Here is a 23,346-nt window from a genome sequence, read left to right on the forward strand (position 1 = left end):
GGCTCACCCACCGCCTGAGTTGTAGGTATTGAGGCCGTCGATGAACTGCTGGAAGTCAGCCAACTTGTCCGCGCAGTAGATCTTGATGATCGCGAGCTCGCCGTTGGCGACGCGGTCGTTGGCGATCACCGGCCTGTTTCCGGGCCCGGTTGCGCCGTTCGTCAGCTGGCTGTGGAAGATGGCCCGGCTCAGCGCGTCGTTCGGGTTCGCGCAGACCGCGCCGCCGTCGTCGCCAAGCACCCGGGCTATCTGTTCGCGCGTGGGGGCCGTCCCCCCGGCCGCATTGATCTCCGCGATCAGCTGGTCGGCCTTCGAAAGGGACTGCTGGGTCTCCCTCGCATGCCGGAACATCACCAGGGCAGTCACGGCGAACAGCACGAGCAAGATCATGGAGACGATGTAAATGACCGATCGGCCCCGCTTGGTTGAGGACTCCAGATGGGTGCTCATGACTCCGGCACCTCCGTCTGCGCCTCGTGTTCAGGCAGCTTCCAGGAGGGCTTGCGCAACTTATAGAAGAGGAACGGAACGAGCAGGCCGAGGCCTAGTGCGCCGCCGGCGACGATCAGGAAATAGACGAGCGGATCGCCGCTGCCGAATTGCGACGGCGGGACGAACCCGACGAGAAGGGCGGCCAGGGAGGCCGCGAATCCGACGCCGCACAGCCCGACCAGCATCGGCGCCCGGTAGCCGCGCGGGTGGTCGGGGTCATTGCGGCGCAGCCGGACGGCGGCGATGAACATCAGCAGGTACATGATCAGATAGACCTGCGTGGTGATCACCGAGAAGATCCAGTACGTGCTCGAAACATCCGGGATCAGCGCGTATCCGAGGGCGATCACGGTGGTGACGAGCCCCTGGACGACCAGGAGGTTCTGCTGGACGCCGTTCTTGTTCAGCTTCTGCAGGAACGGCGGGAGGTAGCCTTCCTGACGCGAGATCAGCAGCAGACCCTTCGACGGACCGGCCAGCCAGGTCAGCATGCCGCCGAGGGAGGCAGCGACCAGCATGATGCCGAAGAGGGGCGTGAGGGCTTGCAAGTTGAACGACGCCAACACCGCGTCGAAGGCCTGCATGACACCGGCCGTGAGGGAGAGCTCGTCGGCCGGGACGATCCAGCTGATCGCCAGCGCCGGCAGGATGAAGATCAGCAATACGAGTCCCATGGCCAGAAACATCGACTTCGGGTACTCCTTGGACGGGTCCTTGAGCGAGGACACGTGCACCGCGTTCATCTCCATGCCGCTGTAGGACAGGAAGTTGTTCACGATCAGCACCAGGCTGGCCAGCCCGGCCCACTCGGGAAAGAAGTTCGCCGCGGTCATCGGAGCGGCCGACGGATTGCCCTGGCCGAGGAAGACCGCGCCCAGAATGACGAGCACGGCGCCCGGAATCAGGGTGCCGATGATCAGGCCACCGCCGGCCAGGCCTGCCACACCCTTCGTACCGCGGGAAGAGACGTACACGCCGGCCCAATAGAACACCACGATCACTAAGGCCGTCCACACGCCGCTGCTGGCCAGTGCCGGGTTGAAGACGTAGGCGAGCGTGCTCGCGACGAATCCCAGAAGGGTCGGATAGTAGAAGATCGTCATCGCGAACTGGCACCACACCGCCAGGAAGCCCATCGGTTTGGAGATCCCGGACGACACCCAGTTGTAGATGCCGCCCTTCCATCCGGACGCCAGTTCAGCGGACACGAGGGAAGTGGGTAGGAGGAAGACAATCGCGGGTACCACGTAGAGGAAGACTGAGGCGAGGCCGTAGACGGCCATAGTCGGGGCGGCTCGCAGACTGGCCACAGAACTGGTGGTCATCAGTGCCAGCGCCACCCAGGAGATCCACACGGCCGGGGGTGCCTTCGGCCGGGAGACTGCCTGTTCGCTCACCGGAGCCACATCCCGTGATGCCCCATGGTTGGTGCTCCGGGCCAGGCGGAGCTACACCGCCTGAGGCGAGTAGTTGACGGTTGGAACATGCCACTGCCCCCTATCACACAAAGTGCTCGGTGCCTACAGCATGGACCTCGGAATTCTCCGCGAATAGTCCCCATCTCCTCTTTACGTCAAGTCGGAGGGGTGCTACTTTGTCCGGCCTTGAGCGCGCTTCCAGAGCAGATCGGCGAGCAGGGCAAGGGCAAGGATGACCACCAGGGCAACCGCTGTGACGGGTTCGTTGACGAGCGTAGTTGTGCAGAACACGACGAACGTTCCCAGGGTCGCGACCAGGGCGATGATGAGCATGAAAAGCAGGGCGCCGGTCTCCCGGTAGACCTTGAAGTGGGCCAGGGTGACCGCCGAGAAAATGAGCAGGGCAACCGCGCTTCCGAGCGACGCGATGCTGTTCAGGTTGAAGCCCAGCACCATCACAGCTGCGAGTCCGGCCATCACCAGCAGCCCGACTGGCACCTGCCGGCGGCCCAGAGAGCGACCGAACACCGGTGGAAACTGCCCCACCGAGGCCAGGTGCCGGGTCATCCCCACGGACGGGTAGAGGCTGGCGTTCACGGCCCCGGCAGTGGAGAACAGGGCTGTGATCACCATAAGCACGAATCCGAACTGGCCAAGGGTGGGCTTGGCCGCCTCGGCCAGAGCGGTGGTGCCGTATGCGACGACCTGGTCTGCGGTCAGGGTCCCGAAGACACCCAGGGACACCGCGACGTAGACCGTCGTGGCGATCGCCAGTGCCAGGTACATGGCCCGCGGCAGCTGACGGGACGGGTCGGGCAGATCCTTTGCGGTGAAGGTGATGACCCCGAATCCAAGGAACGCGAAGAACGTCAGGGCAACGCTAGCGATGATCTCGCGAACGCTCGGGTAGCCGGCTGGGTCCAGGAGCGCGGGGTTCCAATTCACGATCGTGACGATCGCGAACACAGACAGGATGGCCAGGACCACCTTTACGATCAGGGACTGCACTCTTGCGACCGCAGTGGAGCCGACAGCGTTCAGGAAGGCCATGACCACAATGAGCGAGACTGCGAATATTTTGGCCCAGGTCGGGTCGCGGCCGGCCAAGACTGCGCTGGCATACCCGCCGAAGGACGACGCCACCATGGCCCCGACGATCGCACCGGTCATATAGAACAGCCACGAAACGATCCCGGTGACGTGCCCCTCCCCGAAGCCGCGGGCCAGATACGCGAGCATGCCGCCGCCGGAAGGATACGTGGCGCCCAGCTTCGCAAACGAGTAGCCCTGAAGACCGGCGATGACGCCCGCAACCAGAAAGGACACCCACACTGCGGATCCGGCGACGGCGCCGGCTGCTCCCAGCAGCGCGAAAATTCCCGCGCCCACCATCGACCCCACCCCGATGAAGGCCGCTTGAACGACGGTCATCTGCTTCTTCGGAACCGTTGTCGACACCGGCGCACCTCCCCGTCGTCGGGCCTTGTGAGCGGCCTCGCATGGAGGCTACCACCGCGCCTCCGGTCTGCGGAACAGGTCAAATGGCTGGATGTGGCACCCGACGCACAACCCGGGCCCCTCCGGTTAGCGGGCGGTCACCGGGCGTTAAAGACGTCCGGGCCGAAACTGTTCAGGCCCGGCGCCCCCGCGTATCCAAGTCGGGGTACGGAAAAGATGTCCTCGATGCTGGCGAGCAGGCTGTAGTGGTTGTACATCGTGTCCGACGTCGTCCCGCCTTTGGTGAACGGGGAGATCACCAGAGCGCCGACGCGCCCGCCCGCCGTGCCTCCGGGGACCCCCTCCGACGGAGCTGAGGTCTTGTTTTCGGATTCGTCGAAGGTGATGACCAGCACCCCGTCGTGTTTGTAGGCCGGGGAGTCCAGGATGGCGGGGACCTGCTGCTGCAGCCAGCTGTCGGCGCTTTCGAGGCCGCCCGGGCTGCCGTCGACGCAGGGGCTGTCGTGCCCGTCGTTGCACAGGTTGGGGGTGATGTAGGCAAGGTTCGGTGTCGTGTCCGTGGACTTCAGGTCTTCAGCGAAGTGGGTGTAGTCCACCACGTTGTTCTGGCAGTCCGGGGACGACGTGATCTCCTCAAAGTATACGAACGGGTTGTGGCGCGTCGCGTATTGGTCGCCCTCCTTCGCCTTATGATGATCGTCCTTCGAGCCGGGCTCGGGATGCTGGCAGGGAGCACCCATGTCCTCCATGTAGCCTTTCCAGGTCTTACCGGCGGCAGTGAGCTGGCCTGCAAGGGTGGGAACCGAGGCCGGGTAAACGCAGCCGAAACCCTGCACCTGGCCCGGCTCGGATGTTCCGGTTTGTCTGAACCGGGCGTATACCGGGCAATCGGCGCGCGTCATGATGTTCGAGCCCTGCCCCGAAATCTGGGCCAGGTAGTCGGGGAGGGAGTTGTGGTCTATCCCGTAGTACTGGGAGAGCAGCACGCCCTGCGCGCGCAGGGTCTTCGATAAATAGGGGGCCGCCGACTCGGCGCCCCAGACCTCGTCGTAGTCGTGGTTCTCCAGATTGATCACGAAGACGTGACCGGGCCTACCCGAGGCCTGCGGGGATTGGGCCGTTGTCTGGCTCTGACCCGGAGATGGTCCGCCCGCCGGCGGCGAGGGCTCACACCCCGTTGCCGCGACGGCGAGGATCGCCGTAAGGAGCAGCGCCGCGGGTCGTGCCGCGCGGTTCAGTCCCGGGAATTTTCCGGCATTCCGGCTCATCCGTCCGCCTTTCTTTCTGCCCTCCTGCTTGCCCCGAGAATCGTCGGACAAAACGAGAGAGTGAGAACCGCTCGACTGCGCTGAAACCACGAGGCTGATTGGTCTGGTCGCGGTGGTGATCGTGGCACCAAACATGTCTTTCCCATGAGGACGTTCAGGATACTCCGCGAGGCCCAGAATTCGCGTCCCGCCAACCTCTCCGATCAGGTTCGCGGCACAGCCTTAGCCTCAGGCCCAAAGCAGTTTCCAAAAGATGGCAAGGGCCGCGGACCCCTCGGTGTACCAATTTCAAGCAGACGCTTAAGCCCGGTGTCACGGTGGGTCAGCTCGATTCTGCACGGGATCAGGTCGTGAAGACCTATGACGATCTGATTAAGGCGAGCCAGGACGTCGCCAAGGACGAGGTGGACGCGGTTAAAGCGGCCGAAGACAAGTTCGTCCGAGCCGTCAAGGCTGTTCCTGACGACGCCACCCTGACCCAGGCGGTCAACTCCCTGCGCGATGACGCAGCCAACGTCCAGGCCGCGGTCAGCGACCTCCAAACGGCGGCCAGGTGCTAAGACCGGGAATCTTCCGGGCGGAACGCACTTAGCCTTACGCCCCGCATCAGGCCGCCCTAGCCGTTCCACTTGAAAACAGGGAAGGCAAAATGAGTTCCGGGAAAACTTCGGGACATTTTCTGATGGATTTTCTGCGTGTATGCGTGGCCTTCCTCCGGGCGTTGAGCGGCGAGGCGCCTTGGGCACAAATAGGGACGCATGGCGCCCGCCCGAACCCAGCGCCGGGGCGCCCTCCTGTCCTGCGCCGCCCGGGCCGAAAGACCGTGGACATCCAGTTCGGGCGGTTCGAGAATCGAAATGTGCCCCTGACCGAGCAATACGGGCTCTTCTTTGAAAGCGACCTCCCGCCGCGGCGGTCCCTACGCACCGCATGGCTGCTGGCGTTGTTCCTGGGCTTCTCCGGCGCGGACCGGTTCTACCTCCGCAAGCCCGTCACCGGCGCCCTGAAGCTACTGACACTCGGCGGGGCCGGCATCTGGTGGCTCATTGACCTCTTCCGGATCACCAAAGAATTTGCCGCCGACGGAGCATCCATGCCGTTGGTGGGGACCAACTCCCAGCGCCGCGGCCTGCGGCTGGCCTCGGTCCTCGTGGTAGCCGCCCTTGTTAGTGCGGCGGCCTACGTCACCGCGGCCCCCGTTGCGGGGACTATCACCGCCACCATCACCGCCATGAACGCACTGTTGAACCCGTCCCCGCCGCCACCGATGAAAGAGTGGGTCACCGTCGCGGAGGCCTCCGGCACGAAACCCCCGGGGCCGGTGGTGACCGTGACGGGCAAGCTCCACATCGAATACGCTTTTACCGGGCCGGCCGTCGCCTACCTCCAACCGGCCAAAGGGCCGGCCCTCACCATTCTTTCCCTGGTCAAGGCCCGCGCCGGGGCGATCGGCGTCCCCGTGCCGCCGGGGACTTACACACTCATCGTCAGCACTACCGGCACCATCTGGCACCTTACGGCCGAGGAATACCGACTCCCCGGGTAACGACACGGTGCCTGCAGGGGACGCCATCCGCGGGTTAGGTCCCCTTGACGGTTGTCGCGGGCGGGGCCTGGCTGCCACGTGGCCTGTGAAGTCGCGTGGGTGGCGGGGTCAGAGGCTTGGGTGGCGGGGCCCCCCGCGCTACGCACAGGCCGGCGCCGTCTCGGGTTTCAGCCCCCTTGTTAGGCGCATGCCTCCGGATCGAATGATGGGACCGGTTGACTGCCTGCGGTGTTTGATATGGCTGGCGGGGCGCACGAACGTCGAACACCGCGGCTGAGAGCAGTGCGGCGTTCGTCAACCATGAAAGCGCAAGTGGGGAGGAATAGGGATGCGACGCGAAGATGACGGCAACGGCCGCTAATGAGGCCATCCCGAGCGGTGCGTCGACGATAAGTGCGTCGGCGACTGCCGTCAGGACAATGCCGACCACCAGCGGCACTTGTACCCACGTGCAGGCCACGATGGCGACGGCTACCGGGTTGCCTGATCGGGCGATGTAGTCGCCCGCGGACTGGCTGCGAGTCCGCCGAGGATCCAAAATACGGCCGCAAGGCTGAGCCAGATCAGCACCCGGCTGGGGATCCATGCGCTATAGATCCAGACCCACCAAACGACCAGGAGCTAGCGTTTCAAGCATCCGTCGGTCCTCATCCTGTCGGACCAGATTCGAAGACGTGAACGGCAGGTGAATTGTTGCTCCGGGGCGACCGAGGCGATGCGCCGATTGATAATATCGGGCTAATTGGGCATACCTGGCGCGGTGCATGGCGTCGTTGAAGTTCGACGACGACCAAGGTAGTGGTTACGAATCGGGCCTGTCTTGAGAGTTTCGGCTGTCAGCGCTTCGTAGGAGGACGTCATGACCGACGACACGGTTCCGCCCGCGGCGCCTCGGGGTGTGACCGCTGAACATGCCCGGCTGGCCGACGCCACGGGAGCGGCGGAGGATGTCCTGTTCGAGGCGAATCCCTGGTACGAGTGGGGGCCGTACCTGTCGGAGCGGGCCTGGGGTACCGTGCGGGAGGACTACAGCGACAATGGCGACGCGTGGGATTATTTTCCGCATGATCACGCCCGGTCCCGTGCGTTCCGGTGGAACGAGGACGGCATGGCGGGGCTGTCCGATATTCACCACGACCTGTGCCTGGGGTTGGCGCTGTGGAACGGGGCCGATCCGATCCTGAAGGAGCGGATGTTTGGGCTGACTGGTCCGCAGGGCAACCACGGGGAGGACGTCAAGGAATACTGGTGGTACCTGGACGCGCTGCCCAGCCATGCATGGCTGCGGTGGCGGTATCACTACCCGCAGGCCACGTTTCCCTATCAGCAGCTGATCGATGAGAACGCCCGTCGTTCACGGGACGAACCAGAGTTCGAGTTGATGGATACCGGTGTCTTCGACGGCGGCCGGTACTGGTCAGTGGATGTCGCGTACGCTAAGGCCTCACCGACCGAGGTGCTTGCCCGGATCACCATCGAGAACCATGCGCCCGGAGAAGCAGTGCTTTCGGTGTTGCCTACGCTGTGGTTCCGCAACACGTGGCGGGTCAAGGGCAGGGAGGCGCCGTCGTCGTTGTTCCTGGACGGGGATGGTGTCGGGGTCGAACACCCACGACTGTCCGGTTACCGGCTCGATGCCGCTCCCACCAAGGAGGGAGTGCGGCCGCGGGCGTTGTTCTGCGACAACGAGACGAACACGGCCAGACTGTTCGGTGCGGCTCCGGTCACTGCCTATCTGAAGGACGGCATCAACGACCACGTGGTCTCCGGTGCGGACACGGTGAATCCGCAACATCAGGGGACCAAGGCAGCCTGGTGGTATCAGCTGGCCGTGCCAGGCGGAGGCCGGGTCGAGCTGCGGCTGCGGTTGCACCGGCCCGTCCCGGACCAAGCCGAAGCCCCGGACCGCTGGTTCGCCTCTTATTTCGATGACGTCATGACAGACCGTGAGCGGGAAGCGGACGAGTTCTATGCGGCGATTGCCCCCGCTGAAATCGGTGCCGAGCCGATGCGGGTGATGCGCCAGTCCTGCGCGGGGCTGATCTGGAGCAAGCAAATGTACCCGTACCGGGTCAGCCGGTGGTTGGATGGCGACTCCGGGGAACCGGCGCCGCCGCCCGGGCACCGCAACGGCCGGAACACAGGCTGGCGGCACCTGGACTCGTTCGACGTCCTTGCCATGCCCGACCCGTGGGAGTACCCATGGTTCGCGGCTTGGGACTTGGCCTTTCACGCCATCACCTGGGCGCACCTGGATCCAGCCTTCGCCAAATACCAGCTGTTGGTGCTCCTTCGGGAGTGGTTCCAGCATCCGAACGGAGCGATCCCGGCTTATGAGTGGAGCTTCGACGACGTCAATCCGCCGGTGCATGCGCTGGCCGCCATCAGAGTATTCGTCATCGACGGCGGCACCGACCTGGAGTTCCTGGAACGGGTGTTCCACAAGCTGCTGCTGAATTTCACCTGGTGGCTGAACCGGCAGGACCCCGACGGGAACAACCTGTTCGGTGGTGGCTTTTTGGGTTTGGACAACATCAGCCCCGTCGACCGCTCGCACCTCCCGCCCGGTTTCAGGCTGGACCAGGCCGACGGCACCGCGTGGATGGCGTACTACTCCGTGGCCATGCTTACGCTGGCCACCAAACTCGCCGAACACGACGACGCCTATGAGGACATGGTCGTGAAATTCCTGGAACAGACCGTGCTGATCATGGACGCGCTGGAGGATTCAGGCTGCTATGACACCGAGGACGGTTTTTTCTACGACCGGCTCACCGACCCCTCCGGGACTGGCGTCCCGATCAAGGTGCAGACCCTCGTCGGGCTGATTCCGGCGCTGCCCGCGGTCGCGGTCCCCACCCAGAACACAGAGCGGATCAGCCGGTTGCGGAAGCGGTTCGCCCGCCGGTTGGAACGGACCGATCGGCACGAGATCCTCGATTGGCGGGTCCGTGGCACCGGGGACTCCCGGCGGACGTTGCTGTCGGTCGTCACGATGGACAAACTCGCCCGGCTGTTCGGTACCCTGTTCGACGAGGAGGCGTTCTTGTCTCCCTACGGGCTGCGATCGATCTCCAAGCGGCACAACACCCCCTACACGGTTCCGGGGCTGCCCACCGCCGCGATCCAGTACGAACCGGCCGAATCGCGGACCGCGATGTACGGCGGCAATTCCAACTGGCGGGGGCCGGTGTGGTTGCCGGTCAACTACCTCATCATCCGGGCCCTGCTGCAGTACGACCAGTTCTTCGGCCCCGACTTCACCGTCGAATACCCCACCCGGTCTGGTCACCACCTGACCCTGCGGGAGATTGCCGGCGACCTCGCCGATCGGCTGGTGGGCATTTGGCTCCCCGGACCGGACGGACGCAGAGCGGTCTATGGGGGCGTCGACCTGCTCCAGAATGATCCCGCGTGGAAGGACAACCTGCTGTTCTTCGAGTACTTCCACGGCGACAATGGGGCCGGACTCGGCGCCATGCACCAGACCGGATGGACCGCCTTGGTCGCGGACCTCCTCCTCGACCCACCCCGCCAGAGCCATCGGTTGGTGTTCGGGGAGAATCCGGAGGCGACCACCACCACAGGACCGCCGGAAACGGAGCCGTGAACCAATGTCAGACAACACCGAGGGACAAGGCCGTTTCCGGAGAGCCATGGGGGGCGACGGTGCCGTGACGGACGAGTTGGTGGCGGCGACCCGAGCACCCGGCCTGTCGCCGCCGGTGGCTCACCCTTATATCTACGAGATCAACACCTGGGCATGGATTGAATCAATCAGCACCGAGGAAGGCCGGCGAATCGAGTTGGGCTCCGTCCCGGGACGACACTGGGACGAGATCGCCGGTCTGGGTTTCGATTCGGTTTGGTTGATGGGGGTCTGGCGGCGCAGCCCCGCCGGCATCGGAATCGCATTGGCAAATCCCGCCTTGCGGGCTGATTTCCAGGCCGCTCTTCCCGATTGGCGTGCCGAGGATGTTGTCGGGTCGCCTTACTGCGTCAGGGACTATGTGGTCGATGACCGCCTGGGTGGCACTGCCGGGCTTGCCGCCGCCCGGGAAGCGCTGGCAGTGCGAGGTCTCAGGTTGATCCTGGATTTCATTCCCAACCATGTCGCGCCGGATCATCCGTGGACCACGGGGGATCCCGAGCTGTTCGTACAGGGGACCGCCGCGGACCGGGACCTGGATCCGGCGTCCTTCGTCGAGGTCGGCGGCCGGGTGCTCGCCAACGGGCGGGACCCCTACTTCCCGGCGTGGCCCGACGTCGTTCAGCTCAACGCGTTCGACCCGGCCTTGCGATCGGCGGCGGTGGATACGGTGAGGTCGATCGCCGATCAGTGCGACGGGGCGCGGTGCGATATGGCGATGTTGGTCATGAACGACGTTTTCGCCCGCACCTGGGGTTCCCGGGTCGGTCCTGCACCGAGCACGGAGTACTGGCCGACTGTGATCACCGCCGTTCGTGAAACCCACCCCGGTTTCGTATTCATCGCCGAAGCCTATTGGGATCTTGAGTGGTCCCTCATGCAGCAGGGCTTCGACTACTGCTACGACAAACGTCTGTATGACCGCCTTCTCGGCGGTAGTGCCGACGAGGTGCGGCTACACCTGATGGCAGAGCCCGAGTATCAGAACGCCCTTGTTCGGTTCGTGGAGAATCACGACGAGCCTCGGGCCGCGACGGCGTTCACCGCCGGCCGTCGAGAGGCGGCGGCGGTGACGGCACTGACCCAGACCGGTGCCCGGCTCATTCACCACGGCCAGTTGCAGGGGTGGCGGGTACGCCTTCCGGTGTTCCTCGGTCGTTTCCCCGCCGAGGCGATCGATGACCAGTTGGCGGCCTTTTACCGCCGGCTCTTGGCGGCTGTCGCCGAGCCGACCTTTCGGGACGGGCGCTGGCAATTGTGTGAACGGTCGGGGTGGCCGGGGGACAACAGCTTCGAACATCTCGTCGCCTGGAGCTGGGACGGTGCCACTCGGTGGCTGATCGTCGTGAATCTGAGCGATGCACCGGCAAAAGGTCATGTGAGAGCGCCGTGGCCGGACCTGCGCGGTCACCGGTGGCAGCTGACCGACCCGACCCGGGATATGAGTTTCGACCGTGCGGGTGACGATCTGGTCGAGGGGCTGTTCGTCGGACTAGACGCATGGCAATGGCATTTGCTCCGCCTCGACCGGTCCCCGGAAAGCCCTGACCACGCCTGACGGTGCCCCGGGGCGACCGCCGTCGTGCCGTCCGGTGAGAGTCGACGATCGCCAGCCTCGCACTCCAGCGCTCCGACTGCCCGCTGTCGGAGGCATCGCGGAGACCAGGAAAGGATCTCGGAATGGCCGGAAACGTCGTCACAGCCCGGACGAAGCGGGAGCTGCGCAGGGTGCTGGTGCCGCTCGCACTGGCGCAGTTCATCTGCAGCTTCGCGGGTTCGAACATGAACGTGATGATCAACGACATGAGCGAGGATCTCAACACCTCCGTCAGGGGAATCCAAACAGCCATCACGATTTTCTTGCTGGTCATGGCGGCGCTGATGATTCCGGGCGGCAAACTGACCGACATCTGGGGCCGCAAAAGACTCTTCATCGTAGGACTCTCGCTGTACGGGGTCGGGGCGGTGACGAGTGCGGTGGCGCCGAACCTGTTCGTGCTGATCCTCGGCAACTCGATTCTGGAACCGGAATGGTTGCCGCAAGAAAAAATCCGGCCTGATCCGCAATGGGTTACCCAGGGGAGTAGGGGAGTTGAGCCAGCCTGGGGCGCGGTGCTGGGGCTGTATTCCATCTGCGCCCGCCGTGGGCTAGGGGTGCCAGGTGAAGCCGCCGTCCGACACACAGCTAGGCACGCGGGAGACTGAGGCTGGCCTCGGGCGTGCACGCACGTTCAATAGGACTTTCGGCCCTGAATGTCTGCGAGCTCGAGGTTGAGTGTAGAAGGGACGGTGGGATCACCTCGTCCGAATGGGCGACGCCGGTTCGGAGATAGCGATCTCCGATCACGTCACAACAAAGTCAATGTGAGGGGACGGCGGTTTAGGCCCGGTGTGCGGACCGGGGACCCTGCCCTCGGAACCCCACAATTTGTCCCGCTCCAGGACGAAGGTCAAGGACAAAAAGTCCCGGCCGGTGAGAATGGTTTTCCGATGCCCAAAGAAACCCCGGTCGACGCGACCGCAGGGGTCGCCTTCCCGGTCCTTTCAGCCGAGCAGATCAGACGCCTCCGGAGTTACGCCGTCGTGCAGGACGTTGCCGTCGGCGACACCGTGTTCCGGGCAGGCGACGAGACCTACGATCTCATCGTCATTGAACGGGGAGCGGTGGATCTGGTCCGTGCCGCCACCCACGATGCACCGGAGGAGGTTGTGGTCAGCCATGGGCCGGGCCGTTTCATCGGTGAGTTGAGCTTGCTCACCGGTCAGGCCGTGTACCTGACTGGGCTGGTGGTGCAAGCGGGCCGAATTCATAGGATTCCACCGGCCCAGTTTCGTCGGCTGATGGCTGAGGACGCCGAGCTTTCCGATATCCTGTTGCGCGCTTTTCTCGCTCGGAGAGAACTCCTTCGGAGTAACTCAGCTGCCCGAGTCGTCGAGATAGTGGGGAGCCGTCTGTCCGCAGCTTCACTGGAACTCCGGACATTCGCGTCGCGGTTACGGCTTGCCCATCTCTATTTTGAGGCCGATTCCATTGCCGGGCAGGCGCTGATGCGGGCCGTGCAGGTCGAGACCGGAGACCTCCCGGTCGTCATCACGCCCGACAAGGTGATGCGCCGCGCGACCGCAGAGATCATGGCCCGCGAACTCGGCCTCTCATACCGTCGAACCGCCAACCAAAAGGTGGATCTGGCGGTGATTGGCGCAGGCCCGGCGGGACTTGCCGCTGCTGTCTACGGCGCATCTGAGGGCCTAGTAACTGTCTTGTTCGACATGGTCGGTCCTGGCGGACAAGCTGCGGCAAGTTCACGAATCGAGAACTATCTCGGTTTCCCCACCGGCATAAGCGGGACGGACCTGACCGGGAGGGCGATCGTGCAGGCGCTGAAGTTCGGCGCTCAGCTCTCGGCGCCGTGCGGGGTCACAGCCCTCGACGTTGACACCGGGGTCATCCGTCTCGCGCTGACTGACGGCACCAGCCTCGAAAGCCGCGCGGTGATCATCTGCACGGGTGCCCGGTACAGGTCTCTTCCCCTGGCTCACTGGGAGAAGTTCCAAGGCGCCGGAATCTACTACGCTGCAACTGAACTCGAAGCCAAGTGGTGTGCCGGTAAGCCGGTCACAGTTGTCGGCGGCGCGAATTCGGCCGGTCAGGCTTCGCTGTATCTCGCGTCGCGCGGAAGCGCCGTCCATCTCGTGGTCCGCGGTGCAGATCTCGCGGCTGACATGTCCCGCTATCTCGTAGACCGGCTGGCCGCAGAACCGCTGGTCTCTATCCACACCGCGACTGAGGTGTCGGCCCTCCGGGGCCAGACCCATCTCGCTGCTGTTGAGATTACGGAACGGGAGTCGGGGATCCGCACGCTTATCGAATGCGCAGGCCTCTTCTGCTTCATCGGCGCAGTTCCCGCGACCACCTGGCTGAATGGAGTCGCGCTCGACGACGAAGGTTTTATCCTTACCGACTCGAACCTGGTTCCGTCCGAACTCGGTGGAAGCTGGTCGTCTCTCGGGCGGCGGCCGCTGCCTCTCGAAACCAGCATCCCGGGGGTGTTCGCGGCGGGCGACGTCCGCCGGGGCTCAATGAAGCGCGTCGCCGCGGCAGTCGGAGAGGGAGCGAGCGCCGTCCAATCAGTCCATGCCTCAATAGGATTCCACGTTTAGCCATGAACCAAATCGAGAATCGGTAAAGGACCCGTGGTACGTCAATCCCACCAGACTTCCGTTGTCGCGAGCGACCGCTGGACCGCGCTGCGCGCGAGACGAATCCCGACAGGTTGCGGCTTATGCCCGGCCCGTCATCCAAGGATTTACCTCTCCCTTGGGCGCGCCGTCCGGCGTAAAGTTGGGCGTGATCCACGCATACCCGGATGAGGAGGCGGCCATGGGCGATGCCCCCGGCCTCGATGTTTCGGTCCCGCCCAGCGGGACGGGCTGCGTTGAATGCGAAGCCGGCGGCGGCTGGTGGCTGCACCTGCGGCGGTGTGCCCAGTGCGGCCACATCGGCTGCTGCGATAATTCGCCGGCCCAACACGCCACCGCCCACGCCCGCTCAACGGGGCACCCGATCATCCGCAGCTTTGAACCGGGCGAGGACTGGTTCTGGGACTACCGCAGCTCAACCTATTTCGTCGGGCCGGAACTGGCGCCACCGGCACAACATCCGGCGGACCAGACAGTCCCTGGACCGGCCTCGCGGGTGCCCAGCGACTGGGAGGACCAGTTGCATTGACACCTAGGCAGGCTGGTCGGGGCGAGCCAAGTCGGCCTGGATGGCGCGGATGACTGAGGCGAGGATTCCGGACGCGAGCAGCCCTGGCCCCAGCGGACCGGCGGAATTCTCCCCCAGCGGTGGCAAGCGCCGGAGCGCGGACCGGGTTTCTGCGGTCATGTGCTCGAGTTGCCAGTGGACCTCGTCGTCGACCGTCTGAGGCCCATCGGGCGCCGCCAGTCCGGCCGCCTTCGCGGCATATGCGGCTGCCCCCAAGGCGTGCGCTCCCATGTGGGCGACGGCTGCGGCTTGCGTGGCAGACCGGGCGGCAGCCACCGCCGCGGGGCCATTTACCTCGCGCGCCGCACGGCCAGCAACAAACCGCCGCCGAATCTCTTCCGCGGCACTGAGCTCACCGCGAGCGAAGGCCCGGGCCCGGGCGATGGCGTCGCGGGGGCGACCGTCTGCCGGCGCCTCTGCCTCAAATAAGGCCACGACTCGCTCAGCGCAGTCTGCGGCCCAAACCGCGAGGAGGCGGCGCTCGGTTTCGCTTAGCGTCTGCGGAGAAGCCATATCAATACCGTACACAGGGCTCGCGGACCGGTCTCGCACGCGACGCCAGGCGTGACACGCAGCGCCGGGGAACGCCGCCATGGAGCGATGAGCTGGCCCTTGCCTGGAAGACCGTCCATGGCTGAGTCGAAAAGTAGTGGCCTTACGGCCTGAGGCCTAGCACCACAGGCTAATTGGGCTGATCCGGGTGTCAGTCGTTCTTCAGTTCTTCGGCGAGCATCACGAGGATGCCGCTGGGACCACGAACGTACGTGAGTTTGTAGACGTCCTCGTAGGTCGCCACGCCGCGTAGCGGCCGGCAGCCGTGCCTCGCGGCGATCTCAAGGGCTTCGTCAATGTCATCGACTGAGAAGGCGACGCGGTGCATGCCAATCTCGTTGGGACGAGTGGGGCTCGACTCAATTGCTTCGGGGTGGATGTACTCGAAGAGCTCAAGGCGGCCGTGACCGTCTGGTGTCTGGAGCATCGCAATTTTGGCATGGTTGCCATCAAGGCCCACGGCAGTGTCGGTCCACTCACCACTGACCGTGTCTCGGCCGACGACAGTGAGACCGAGGTCGGTGAAAAAGGCGATCGTTGCTTCGATGTCGCGAACGGCGATGCCGACGTTCTCAAGTTTAGCGATGCACTCTTTCGAATGACCTCTGAGGTCGCGTCCGCCCTGTCCACCATGCTTGCTCGAGGCGTGGTCATTCCCCTTTAGGGGTCGGCTATCACGTGCTACGATCCCCAGAATCCCCACACGACCGCATGCAAGTCGCAATCACTAAGGAGGTTCGCCGTGTCGGACACCACGTGCCACATGTCGATCTCGCTGGACGGTTTCGTCGCGGGGCCGGACCAGAGCCGTGAGAACCCCCTAGGTAAACGGGGGCGGGAGCTGCACGGCTGGCACATCGGCGACCCGCGAGCCAACGATGCCGACAAGGTCGCGAACGAGTGGCTCATGCGCCCGCGGGGCGCGTACGTGATGGGTCGGAACATGTTCGGCCCGATCCGCGGGGACTGGGATGAGGAATGGACCGGGTGGTGGGGAGCCGAACCGCCGTACCACGCGCCGGTGTTCGTACTGACCCATCACGCACATGACCCGATCCAGATGGACGGCGGGACGACCTTCCACTTCGTCACCGAGGGCTTCGACGCGGCGTACTCCGCAGCTTGCCAAGCGGCCGGGGACAAAGGCGTGGACATCGCCGGTGGGGCCTCGACCGTCCGACAGGCACTGATCGCCGGCGTGATCGACGAGCTCACCCTCGACATCGCACCGGTCCTGCTCGGCTCGGGCGAGCGCATCTTCGATGGGGTTGAATCCTTCGGCTTCGAACCCGCCGATGTGCTTCACTCACCGCTGGCCACCCACATCCGCTATCGCCGCGTGAGCTAACTCCGCAGGTCACAGAAGTTAGGGCGAGCTGGCAAAGGCGGTCGTCGGCGTCGTCCCCTAGGACTTCACGCAGCGCCCGATCCGTACGGACGCGTGATCGCCTCGAGGAAATGCCCGTCAGGATCCGCGAAGTAGACGCCACGTCCGCCGTCGTTGTGGTTGATCTGCTGCGGGCGAGACCGTCCGGGGTCCGCCCAGTAGGGGATGCCCTGGGCCTGGATCCTTGCGAAGATTCCGTCGAAGTCCTCCTCGCTGACCAGGAAGGCGTAGTGCTGCGGGGAAATGGGCCGGTCCGTCGTGGCGAAATCGAGGGCCACCCCGTGGTCGAGGGGCACGGTCATGAAAGACCACATTGCTTGGGGTTGTGGCAGTCCGAGCACGTTGGCCAGGAACTCCGCCGAACGGCGCTTGTCCGTTGCGTAGACGATGGTGTGGTTGAAAGTGATCGTCATGGTGACCTCCTCGGGTGTTTGTCTGCGACCCACTACGTCCAGCGCCCTTCAGGTTGAACCTCTGTTCGATTCCAAACTGACGCTAAAGCGGCATGGACGGTTCAGGTCATATGGTCGAAGTCTCCGCGTGCCCAACCAGCGTGCCGTTGGGCGGAATCGTGGAGGATGGCCTGGGCTCCGGACGCGATGACGTTGTTGAAGTTGCCGTAGATCCGGTCGAATGTGAGCTCTCCCAGCTGGGCGGCGATTCGTAGCGCCACCGTGCCGGATAGCGGCAAATGATTCGGGTAGCTGCGCATGAACGAGATGGAGCCGCGGTCTGGATTCGGATACACGCTGTCACCGGTAAGGAGTACTCCTTTGCCGTCCGCTCCTGCAGCCCAGTGCACCACGGCGCTCCCCGGGAAGTGCCCCCCGGTCTGGTGGAGTGTCAACCCTTCGGCGATCGTTCGACGGCGGGACCAGTATTCGATGACAGTATCGTTGCGCCCCAGCCATGCCCGGTCTGCGTCCGCCACAAGTACAGGGACGCCACCGAGCTGATGCGACCATTCGACCTGCACACCAAACATGTGTGGATGGCTAGCGGCGATCGCGAGAACCGGGCCCCGCTCAAGCACTGCCTGCACAGCGCTGTCATCGACATATCCGACCGGATCCCACAGTAGCGAACCCTCGGGTGTCACCACGAGCTGAGCGGTCTGGCCGATCCCGACCGTTGGTGCTGTCTGGAGCCCGAAAAGGCCCGGCTCGTTCTCCTTCGACACTATCTGCTGGCCCTCCTGCGCCAGCCCGTCCAGAGAGAGCCACTTTTGTCCGTCCCCGGGCACATACTGCCGCTCGTCGGCGCAGATCGGACAGACCTCCGGGGTAGGTTCGTCGCGTTCGACGGCGCAAGCCGCGCAGATCAGCATGGTCTGCCCCTTCCAAGCGTCATGTGCACTGCTTTCCGCCGTCTTCACCCTCGGCCGCAGGCTGACGTGCCCAGACTATGGCACGCGAAAGTCTCCTAGGAAGAGAGATCCTTGCGGTGTCTATTCGGTTGGCGGGCCGGGTTCTCGTTGGCCGGGCGACGGGCGTGAAGCCGGCGCCCCGGGTTTCGGCGTTTCGGTGAGGTCGGCCGTCGGGATTCGTGCAAACCAGAGGCAAGTGCATTGTCTGGCATGCGTGCATCAAACGCGTGCCCGGATTCATGACTTTGCCTTGTGGAAGAGAAAACAGGGCCTCATTCCGTCTCATCCAGGTTGTGGGAAGGGAGGTGTTTACAACGTGAACACTTTGGCCTCGGATTGGGCCGTTTGTGGGTCGGATCGGGCCGGGCCGGGCTCCGCATGTTTCCGCGCGCGTCCCGTGTTTGCGGGGAGCGAATGCAGTTGAGTCCCACCTCGGGGCACATTTCTTCCCTGTTCAGGGTCCTCGCTGGATGTTTGATCCAGCGAGGACCCGGTCCCTAGGTTCCCGTGAGGCGAGAGATGACCGGGGCGGCATAGACAACCCAAACGACCATCCCAGCGGCGATCAGTACCAGGAGAATGCCGATGCCCAAGAGCATCAAGGGAACATTTTGACGGTTCCAGACGGGCCGTTCGCGTTTTGTTGACATCGTTGGCACCTCACTGCTCGGGGATACTTGGCTGGCGTTTCATCCCTGAATGACACCCTTGGTACCGGCGCCATTCCTCTTGCGTAGAGAGGTCATACCGCCCGCCACCGACGCTCCAATATGTCGCACCGGCCGTCGAGTCCGGGAAGACCCGGGTTTGAATAACATTGGGCTCGACGGCTGTGTTCACTAGTACGGATCGTCTGTGAGACTGCTGTGAAAGAGGTTGCTGAGTATGCCAAGTTGATTCAGGACCGGAGTGAGGCCCCATCCAATACCACCTGCTCCGTTGCGGGAGCCCTGACCGGGAGTGATGCTGGCCGTCTGGTCAACGCGACGCAAACGAGGTCTCCATACCGGTCCACAGTGATTGCGCCCTTATCGAGCTGATTCTGGCAGCCGGTAATCAGCCACGTCTGTGCTGCCATTATCGAGCGGAACATCTGCCGGGCAGTTGGCCGGCACCAGCTTCACAGCCTGGGAGTCCGCCATGAAGTCAACGCGAGAGCGGGCTGAGTACCTGCCGGCGCCCTCCGCCTCGGTCTTTTGAACGTTGGTGCTGAAGGACACGAGAACGTGAAGGACCCCGCCTTCCCAATGGAACTTCCGGAAGCCGCGCCGCGTCGTTTCGGGCAAAGATTGCAGGGAAACCTGGAAGGCGGCCTGGTCCCGCAGGCCGGTCCGGTCTGCGAGGTCCGGGGCGGCAACTGCCAGCCCTTCGGCGTCGTTCCTGATCTGGCTATGTACGCGGGACTCCGGACTGCGACAGCCGAGGCGTGGTCATTCCCCTGTGGCTGAACGGACGACACACCATTCGTTACCTTCCGGATCCTGGAGCACTTGGAAGGTGCCCAGCGTAGTTGTCTGGATCGTGCCGATCCTGACTGCTCCGAGGACTTCGGCTGCGGCAGCCGCTCCCGGCAGATCGTCCACGTGCACGTCAATATGAAGACGGTTCTTCCCATGTTTGGTCTCGGGGACTCGTTGGAAGGCAAGGCGTGTCCAACCCGGCGGATCGATGAAGGACCAGGCATCGTTTCGATGGACTGGTTCGCCACCGAGGACCGCGGCCCAGAACTCCGCGAGCGCGGCCGGGTTTTGGCAATCCACGACGATCTCATCAACACGTCCGATCATTTCCTGAGCCTACCGCCGGCATGTGGGCTGAGTGCGGCACTAATCTTGGCTAACTCTTGGATTTCTCCCGCACCTATCCTTTCCAACGGATTCCTACCGTTGAACCATGAAAACAAAAGCAGCCCTCGCGCTCTCCCTCACCGGCATCCTCCTCACCGGATCCGCCGCTCTCGCCGCCAACACCCAGACCCTCAGCAGCTCCACTGCGGGTACCAGCGACGACGCCAGGAACGTTCTCGTCACGGACGATTCGGCCACCAGAACCGCCGCCCCTGCACCAGCCAGAGTCGTCCCTAAGGCGGCACCGAAGGCGGCAACCAAGACCAGCGACAATGTGAAGGCCGACGACAAGAAAGCATCAGTAGCCAAGAAGGCCTTCCCGGCCGAACCAGGCGACGATAACGGCGGGGCCCGAACCACGCCCGAACCTGCCGCTGGCCACAGTCGGCTGGTGACGGCTAAAACGTTCGCCGGCAACGGCAACCGCGTCGCAGCAGAACCGGGCGATGACAAAGGCGGGCTGCGGACAACGCCCGAACCAGGTGACGACAACGGCGCCCTCCGTAAGGCACAGGCGCCCCGGGCGGATCAGACAGGCGATGACAAGGGCGGGCTCCGGAAGGCGCCGGAACCGGGCGATGACAAGGGCGGACTCCGGAAGGCGCCGGAACCGGGAGATGACAGCGGTGGCCATGGTGGCCGCGGCAGCGACGACTGAACCCTGACCCGGCTGACCGTCCGGCAATCCTGCAACCCTAAGACGGTCCTCCTGTACCTGACGTACAGAAGGACCGTCTTTTGGTGCCGGCCCGCTGCGCGGACACCAAGAGGCGGGCACCAGTCTTGGACAAACCTTGGATCTCCCGCGCTTCATTCTTTTCCATGGCCGTCCTACAGTTGAGCCATGAAAAGCAGGGCAGCCCTCGCACTTTCAATTACCGGGATCCTCGTCATCGGCTCCGCCGCCCTCGCGGTGAATACCTACACCCTCAACGGCTCACACACCTCAACCCTCGGCAACGCCGGCAATGTCCTGCTGCCGGACCCTTCGGTCTCAACAACCCGCGCCCCAGCCCACGTCCCGACCAACACCGTGGCCAGCCCCAAAGCAGCACCAAAGGCGCCGAGCGAAGCGGGCACCGGCAACAACGGGGTCAACGGGAAAGCTGCGCCTTCCAAGAAGCCTTCCCCCGCTCCGGCGCCGACCAGCATCCAGGCGGCCCCCGTCACGGTCCAGCCGGATCCCGGCAGAGGCGCAACCATCGCCACCCAGCCCGGTGATGACAAGGGAGGTCTCCGCGGGGGAGGCGGCGGTGGCCACGGCAGTGACGACTGAACTAGCAGTGGATCACTGCTTGAGTACGCCGCGACCCAAGATTGTTGTCCCGTTCCCAGGGGCCGGGCCTCGCGGCAGACGCCGTCGACCCCGGAAAACTGCGGATCCGCACCTGGCAAAACGGCGAGATGGTCCAGGACGACACCACCGGGGACCTCCTGTTCCCGTTCGCCCGGCTCGTGGCCGATCTGTTCCAGCTGCTCACCATCCAACGGTGCTTCGCTCCAGCCCAACATTTAGGCTTTTTTGATGGCGGTCGTTTCTTTACTCCCGGGCGGCCGTGTCTTGGCGGTGTGGGAATCAGCGGTGGCGTCCCGGCGGGTGAGCACGATGGCGGCAATCACTGCCAGACCCAGGGCGCCTATGGACCACATGATGGTTCCCCCCGGTCCGGTGGCGGAACCTGCCACCGCGACTGCTGAAGGGCTGGGCGCACTGTTCCACGGTGGCTCGCTGGTGAATCGCTGGACCGATAGCCACCACCCGTTCATCTCATACAGTGCGGCGGCTGCTGCCAAGAGGGCCAGTCGCCCCAGCGGGCGGCTGCCCAGTAGGCCCGGCCCGATCATTGCATGGGTGAAAAGGCAGCCGGCCACCAGGGCAAGCAGGGTCGTGCTGCTGTAGCCGAGCTGGGTGAGGGCGGACCATTCCAAAAGGGGGCTGTAGTAGATGACGAGGACGGCCCCGGCGAGGACGAGAACTGCCAGGTAAGGGTCTCTGCCGAGAGGGGTCAGCAGGTGCCGCCGGGTGCCCGCCACGAACTCCCGGGCCCCGATGCTGCTGTCCGCCCGGGGAAGTATGGCCAGTTCGGCCAGTGTCAGTGGCGCTGCCGGGACGAGCAGCAGGGGGACGACGGCGGTGAGTATCATCTGCGTCAGGACATGGGCTTCGAACAGAAGGCCCTGGTAGAGGTGGAGACCGCCGTTGGTGATGGTGAACAGGACCACGACGCCGGCCAGCCACAGGACCGTTCGGTGTGGGGGCCATAACTGCCCGGCGGCGCGGAGCCTGCGGACTCCGGCGAGGTAGAGGAAGACGGCGAACCCGCAGATCAGGGACCACAGAGGGTCGGGCACCCATTGGGAGATATATGCCCAAACTCCGGGCTCGGGCAGCAGCACGGCATCCGGGGGTGGGGCTCCAGCCGTTGCAGGGGGTGCCGTACGGGCAAGGGCGGCGGCCATCCCGGAGGCAGCGCCCATGACGGCCAGTTCGGCTACTGCCAGCCGAAGGAAGGGCCTTGCGGCCCGGTGAGGGTCCCGGTCGAGGCGTTTCAGAGTCCACCCCCGGTGGAGCGCCCCGAACACGCCTAGGCCAATCAGGGCCACAGCCTTGGCCAGGATGATCACTCCGTAGGGGCTGAGCAGGTCGTCGATCGAGCGGATGCGTGCGACGGCGGCAAGGACCCCGGAAACTGTCAGTGCGATGTAGCAAATCAGGGCCAGAGTGGAGTATCGCTGCACGGTCGGACCCAGGCGGCGGGCCGGCAGCGACGTTCGGAGCATCATCAGCGCCAGCAGGCCGCCGACCCAGACGGCCGCGGTGCCCGTGTGCAGGATGAGTGCAGTGGTGGTGTCCGCGTGGCCGGCTCCGCCGGTCGCGTGGGATCTCAGCACTAGGGGCACCAGACCGGCGAACGCCGGCAATGCCACCATGGCCGCCACGTGCGGACCCTCCAGGCAGAAGCAGGCCAGCGCGACAGTGGCTGCCATCACCGCGGTGAGAGTCCCGGCCCGCCCGGCTTCGACGTCGGTAAGAAACGCCACGAACTCCGGGCCGAAGCCGGCGGAAAGCGGCCTGTTGGCGATTAACAGGAAGCTGGCACCTGTGTATATGGCGGCAGCGGCGGCCCAGACAACGGCGGACCAGCCGGCAATTCGGACCGCTGCCGCCTGCACGGGAGCGTTGCGCGGCAGTGCGAAGACGGCGAGCACCAGTGTCCCGATGGTGCAGGCGCAGGCGAGGTTGAACACCAACTTCCCCAGCGGCAACCCCCACGTGACGGCCGGGCCGGTGCGGTCAAGAAGGCCCGGATCGGCGCTCCCTCCATAGCCGTAGGCCCATGCCAGCGCCAGTACACCGGTTGCCAGGAGCGCCACCGCACCCCCGATCTTCGCCATCATTGACATCGCATACTCGTTCCAGTCCGCACCAGGGCGAACGCTTCGGCAGCGGGCACCGCACCTAATGGCGCGGCGCTGCGTGTACCTCTGAGGGACCCTCCTTGGAGAACCGTGGAGGGCATGGTGCCCGCAGCCGGTGGAATGCCTTGCGCATCCCACCGGTTGGCCTGGCCGCGGTGGGACCAGGGTTGCCCCG

The 23,346-nt window shown here is 64.6% G+C and carries 22 protein-coding genes and 1 pseudogene; 12 read left to right on the forward strand and 11 right to left on the reverse strand.

Annotated elements, in window-relative coordinates; translation table 11 throughout:
• Window positions 1-3: 3 nt before the first annotated feature.
• From AC1DEM_RS05310 to AC1DEM_RS05325, 4 genes are all read right to left on the reverse strand, one after another.
• A complete protein-coding gene (locus AC1DEM_RS05310; RefSeq protein ID WP_476883470.1) occupies window positions 4-450 on the reverse strand; it encodes a hypothetical protein in 447 nt (148 codons plus the stop codon).
• Window positions 447-1,889, reverse strand: coding sequence for a glutamate/gamma-aminobutyrate antiporter GadC (gene gadC / locus AC1DEM_RS05315; protein ID WP_476883471.1), 1,443 nt, complete (start codon window positions 1,887-1,889; stop codon window positions 447-449). The genes AC1DEM_RS05310 and gadC overlap by 4 nt, the downstream gene beginning before the upstream one ends.
• A gap of 192 nt (window positions 1,890-2,081) precedes the next feature.
• Window positions 2,082-3,368 carry an APC family permease gene (locus AC1DEM_RS05320; protein ID WP_476883472.1) on the reverse strand — a complete coding sequence of 429 codons (1,287 nt, stop codon included), beginning with the start codon at window positions 3,366-3,368 and terminating at the stop codon, window positions 2,082-2,084.
• Between the two features lie 137 nt (window positions 3,369-3,505).
• Window positions 3,506-4,636 carry an alkaline phosphatase family protein gene (locus AC1DEM_RS05325; protein WP_476883473.1) on the reverse strand — a complete coding sequence of 377 codons (1,131 nt, stop codon included), beginning with the start codon at window positions 4,634-4,636 and terminating at the stop codon, window positions 3,506-3,508.
• Window positions 4,637-4,986: 350 nt separating this feature from the next.
• On the opposite strand from AC1DEM_RS05325, the gene AC1DEM_RS05330 reads away from it, so the two are divergent.
• The 7 genes from AC1DEM_RS05330 to AC1DEM_RS05360 all read left to right on the forward strand — a co-directional run bounded on the left by AC1DEM_RS05330 (window position 4,987) and on the right by AC1DEM_RS05360 (window position 14,560).
• The gene (locus AC1DEM_RS05330; RefSeq protein WP_476883474.1) at window positions 4,987-5,196 is read left to right on the forward strand and encodes a hypothetical protein; all 210 of its coding nucleotides are present in this window, start codon (window positions 4,987-4,989) and stop codon (window positions 5,194-5,196) included.
• Between the two features lie 299 nt (window positions 5,197-5,495).
• Window positions 5,496-6,182 (forward strand): TM2 domain-containing protein, encoded by a 687-nt coding sequence (locus AC1DEM_RS05335; protein ID WP_476883475.1) that lies wholly within the window; start codon window positions 5,496-5,498, stop codon window positions 6,180-6,182.
• An 859-nt stretch (window positions 6,183-7,041) separates the two neighbouring features.
• A complete protein-coding gene (locus AC1DEM_RS05340; RefSeq protein WP_476883476.1) occupies window positions 7,042-9,792 on the forward strand; it encodes an MGH1-like glycoside hydrolase domain-containing protein in 2,751 nt (916 codons plus the stop codon).
• A gap of 4 nt (window positions 9,793-9,796) precedes the next feature.
• Window positions 9,797-11,389, forward strand: coding sequence for a hypothetical protein (locus AC1DEM_RS05345; protein WP_476883477.1), 1,593 nt, complete (start codon window positions 9,797-9,799; stop codon window positions 11,387-11,389).
• 122 nt (window positions 11,390-11,511) lie between these two features.
• Entirely contained in the window at window positions 11,512-12,036 is a 525-nt protein-coding gene (locus tag AC1DEM_RS05350) for an MFS transporter (RefSeq protein ID WP_476883478.1), read from the forward strand.
• Between the two features lie 285 nt (window positions 12,037-12,321).
• A complete protein-coding gene (locus AC1DEM_RS05355; RefSeq protein WP_476883479.1) occupies window positions 12,322-13,992 on the forward strand; it encodes an FAD-dependent oxidoreductase in 1,671 nt (556 codons plus the stop codon).
• 220 nt (window positions 13,993-14,212) lie between these two features.
• Window positions 14,213-14,560 (forward strand): UBP-type zinc finger domain-containing protein, encoded by a 348-nt coding sequence (locus tag AC1DEM_RS05360; protein ID WP_476883654.1) that lies wholly within the window; start codon window positions 14,213-14,215, stop codon window positions 14,558-14,560.
• 3 nt (window positions 14,561-14,563) lie between these two features.
• On the opposite strand, the gene AC1DEM_RS05365 is transcribed toward AC1DEM_RS05360, so the two are convergent.
• Both AC1DEM_RS05365 and AC1DEM_RS05370 read right to left on the reverse strand, forming a co-directional pair.
• Window positions 14,564-15,112, reverse strand: a complete 549-nt coding sequence (locus tag AC1DEM_RS05365) for a putative immunity protein (protein WP_476883480.1) — start codon at window positions 15,110-15,112, stop codon at window positions 14,564-14,566.
• Between the two features lie 190 nt (window positions 15,113-15,302).
• A complete protein-coding gene (locus AC1DEM_RS05370; RefSeq protein WP_476883655.1) occupies window positions 15,303-15,698 on the reverse strand; it encodes a VOC family protein in 396 nt (131 codons plus the stop codon).
• Between AC1DEM_RS05370 and AC1DEM_RS05375 the strand changes: the two genes are divergently transcribed.
• Both AC1DEM_RS05375 and AC1DEM_RS05380 read left to right on the forward strand, forming a co-directional pair.
• A complete protein-coding gene (locus AC1DEM_RS05375; protein ID WP_476883662.1) occupies window positions 15,591-15,815 on the forward strand; it encodes a hypothetical protein in 225 nt (74 codons plus the stop codon). The two genes, AC1DEM_RS05370 and AC1DEM_RS05375, sit on opposite strands and share 108 nt — an antisense overlap.
• A 78-nt stretch (window positions 15,816-15,893) precedes the next feature.
• Window positions 15,894-16,499 (forward strand): dihydrofolate reductase family protein, encoded by a 606-nt coding sequence (locus AC1DEM_RS05380; RefSeq protein WP_476883481.1) that lies wholly within the window; start codon window positions 15,894-15,896, stop codon window positions 16,497-16,499.
• 65 nt (window positions 16,500-16,564) lie between these two features.
• Here AC1DEM_RS05380 and AC1DEM_RS05385 read toward each other — a convergent pair whose 3' ends face one another.
• From AC1DEM_RS05385 to AC1DEM_RS05400, 4 genes are all read right to left on the reverse strand, one after another.
• On the reverse strand, window positions 16,565-16,951 hold the full coding sequence (locus AC1DEM_RS05385; protein WP_476883482.1) for a VOC family protein: 387 nt from the start codon (window positions 16,949-16,951) through the stop codon (window positions 16,565-16,567).
• Window positions 16,952-17,052: 101 nt separating this feature from the next.
• Window positions 17,053-17,865, reverse strand: coding sequence for an MBL fold metallo-hydrolase (locus tag AC1DEM_RS05390; protein WP_476883483.1), 813 nt, complete (start codon window positions 17,863-17,865; stop codon window positions 17,053-17,055).
• Window positions 17,866-18,401: 536 nt separating this feature from the next.
• Window positions 18,402-18,554 (reverse strand): hypothetical protein, encoded by a 153-nt coding sequence (locus AC1DEM_RS05395; RefSeq protein WP_476883484.1) that lies wholly within the window; start codon window positions 18,552-18,554, stop codon window positions 18,402-18,404.
• 780 nt (window positions 18,555-19,334) lie between these two features.
• On the reverse strand, window positions 19,335-19,691 hold the full coding sequence (locus AC1DEM_RS05400; protein WP_476883485.1) for a VOC family protein: 357 nt from the start codon (window positions 19,689-19,691) through the stop codon (window positions 19,335-19,337).
• A 106-nt stretch (window positions 19,692-19,797) separates the two neighbouring features.
• Here AC1DEM_RS05400 and AC1DEM_RS05405 point away from each other — a divergent pair, with 106 nt between their 5' ends.
• The 3 genes and pseudogenes from AC1DEM_RS05405 to AC1DEM_RS05415 all read left to right on the forward strand — a co-directional run.
• Window positions 19,798-20,409, forward strand: a complete 612-nt coding sequence (locus AC1DEM_RS05405) for a hypothetical protein (protein ID WP_476883486.1) — start codon at window positions 19,798-19,800, stop codon at window positions 20,407-20,409.
• Window positions 20,410-20,595: 186 nt separating this feature from the next.
• Window positions 20,596-21,027, forward strand: a complete 432-nt coding sequence (locus tag AC1DEM_RS05410; protein ID WP_476883487.1) for a hypothetical protein — start codon at window positions 20,596-20,598, stop codon at window positions 21,025-21,027.
• Window positions 21,028-21,086: 59 nt separating this feature from the next.
• Window positions 21,087-21,239, forward strand: a pseudogene (locus AC1DEM_RS05415) (fumarylacetoacetate hydrolase family protein); the annotation flags it as partial.
• A gap of 24 nt (window positions 21,240-21,263) precedes the next feature.
• On the opposite strand, the gene AC1DEM_RS05420 reads toward AC1DEM_RS05415, so the two are convergent.
• Window positions 21,264-23,150, reverse strand: a complete 1,887-nt coding sequence (locus AC1DEM_RS05420) for a bifunctional copper resistance protein CopD/cytochrome c oxidase assembly protein (RefSeq protein WP_476883488.1) — start codon at window positions 23,148-23,150, stop codon at window positions 21,264-21,266.
• Window positions 23,151-23,346: the final 196 nt, after the last annotated feature.

The organism is Arthrobacter sp. 05T420 (assembly GCF_056396305.1).

Bases quoted from the DNA above. Each gene is read 5' to 3' on its own strand.
- AC1DEM_RS05345 (WP_476883477.1), top strand. From the start codon at position 9,797: ATGTCAGACAACACCGAGGGACAAGGCCGTTTCCGGAGAGCCATGGGG.
- AC1DEM_RS05355 (WP_476883479.1), top strand. From the start codon at position 12,322: ATGCCCAAAGAAACCCCGGTCGACGCGACCGCAGGGGTCGCCTTCCCG.
- AC1DEM_RS05310 (WP_476883470.1), bottom strand. From the start codon at position 450: ATGAGCACCCATCTGGAGTCCTCAACCAAGCGGGGCCGATCGGTCATT.
- AC1DEM_RS05410 (WP_476883487.1), top strand. From the start codon at position 20,596: ATGAAAAGCAGGGCAGCCCTCGCACTTTCAATTACCGGGATCCTCGTC.
- AC1DEM_RS05420 (WP_476883488.1), bottom strand. From the start codon at position 23,150: ATGATGGCGAAGATCGGGGGTGCGGTGGCGCTCCTGGCAACCGGTGTA.
- AC1DEM_RS05325 (WP_476883473.1), bottom strand. From the start codon at position 4,636: ATGAGCCGGAATGCCGGAAAATTCCCGGGACTGAACCGCGCGGCACGA.
- AC1DEM_RS05340 (WP_476883476.1), top strand. From the start codon at position 7,042: ATGACCGACGACACGGTTCCGCCCGCGGCGCCTCGGGGTGTGACCGCT.
- AC1DEM_RS05360 (WP_476883654.1), top strand. From the start codon at position 14,213: ATGGGCGATGCCCCCGGCCTCGATGTTTCGGTCCCGCCCAGCGGGACG.
- AC1DEM_RS05365 (WP_476883480.1), bottom strand. From the start codon at position 15,112: ATGGCTTCTCCGCAGACGCTAAGCGAAACCGAGCGCCGCCTCCTCGCG.
- AC1DEM_RS05390 (WP_476883483.1), bottom strand. From the start codon at position 17,865: ATGCTGATCTGCGCGGCTTGCGCCGTCGAACGCGACGAACCTACCCCG.
- AC1DEM_RS05350 (WP_476883478.1), top strand. From the start codon at position 11,512: ATGGCCGGAAACGTCGTCACAGCCCGGACGAAGCGGGAGCTGCGCAGG.
- AC1DEM_RS05395 (WP_476883484.1), bottom strand. From the start codon at position 18,554: ATGTCAACAAAACGCGAACGGCCCGTCTGGAACCGTCAAAATGTTCCC.
- AC1DEM_RS05385 (WP_476883482.1), bottom strand. From the start codon at position 16,951: ATGACGATCACTTTCAACCACACCATCGTCTACGCAACGGACAAGCGC.
- AC1DEM_RS05400 (WP_476883485.1), bottom strand. From the start codon at position 19,691: ATGATCGGACGTGTTGATGAGATCGTCGTGGATTGCCAAAACCCGGCC.
- AC1DEM_RS05375 (WP_476883662.1), top strand. From the start codon at position 15,591: ATGGTTGCCATCAAGGCCCACGGCAGTGTCGGTCCACTCACCACTGAC.
- AC1DEM_RS05405 (WP_476883486.1), top strand. From the start codon at position 19,798: ATGAAAACAAAAGCAGCCCTCGCGCTCTCCCTCACCGGCATCCTCCTC.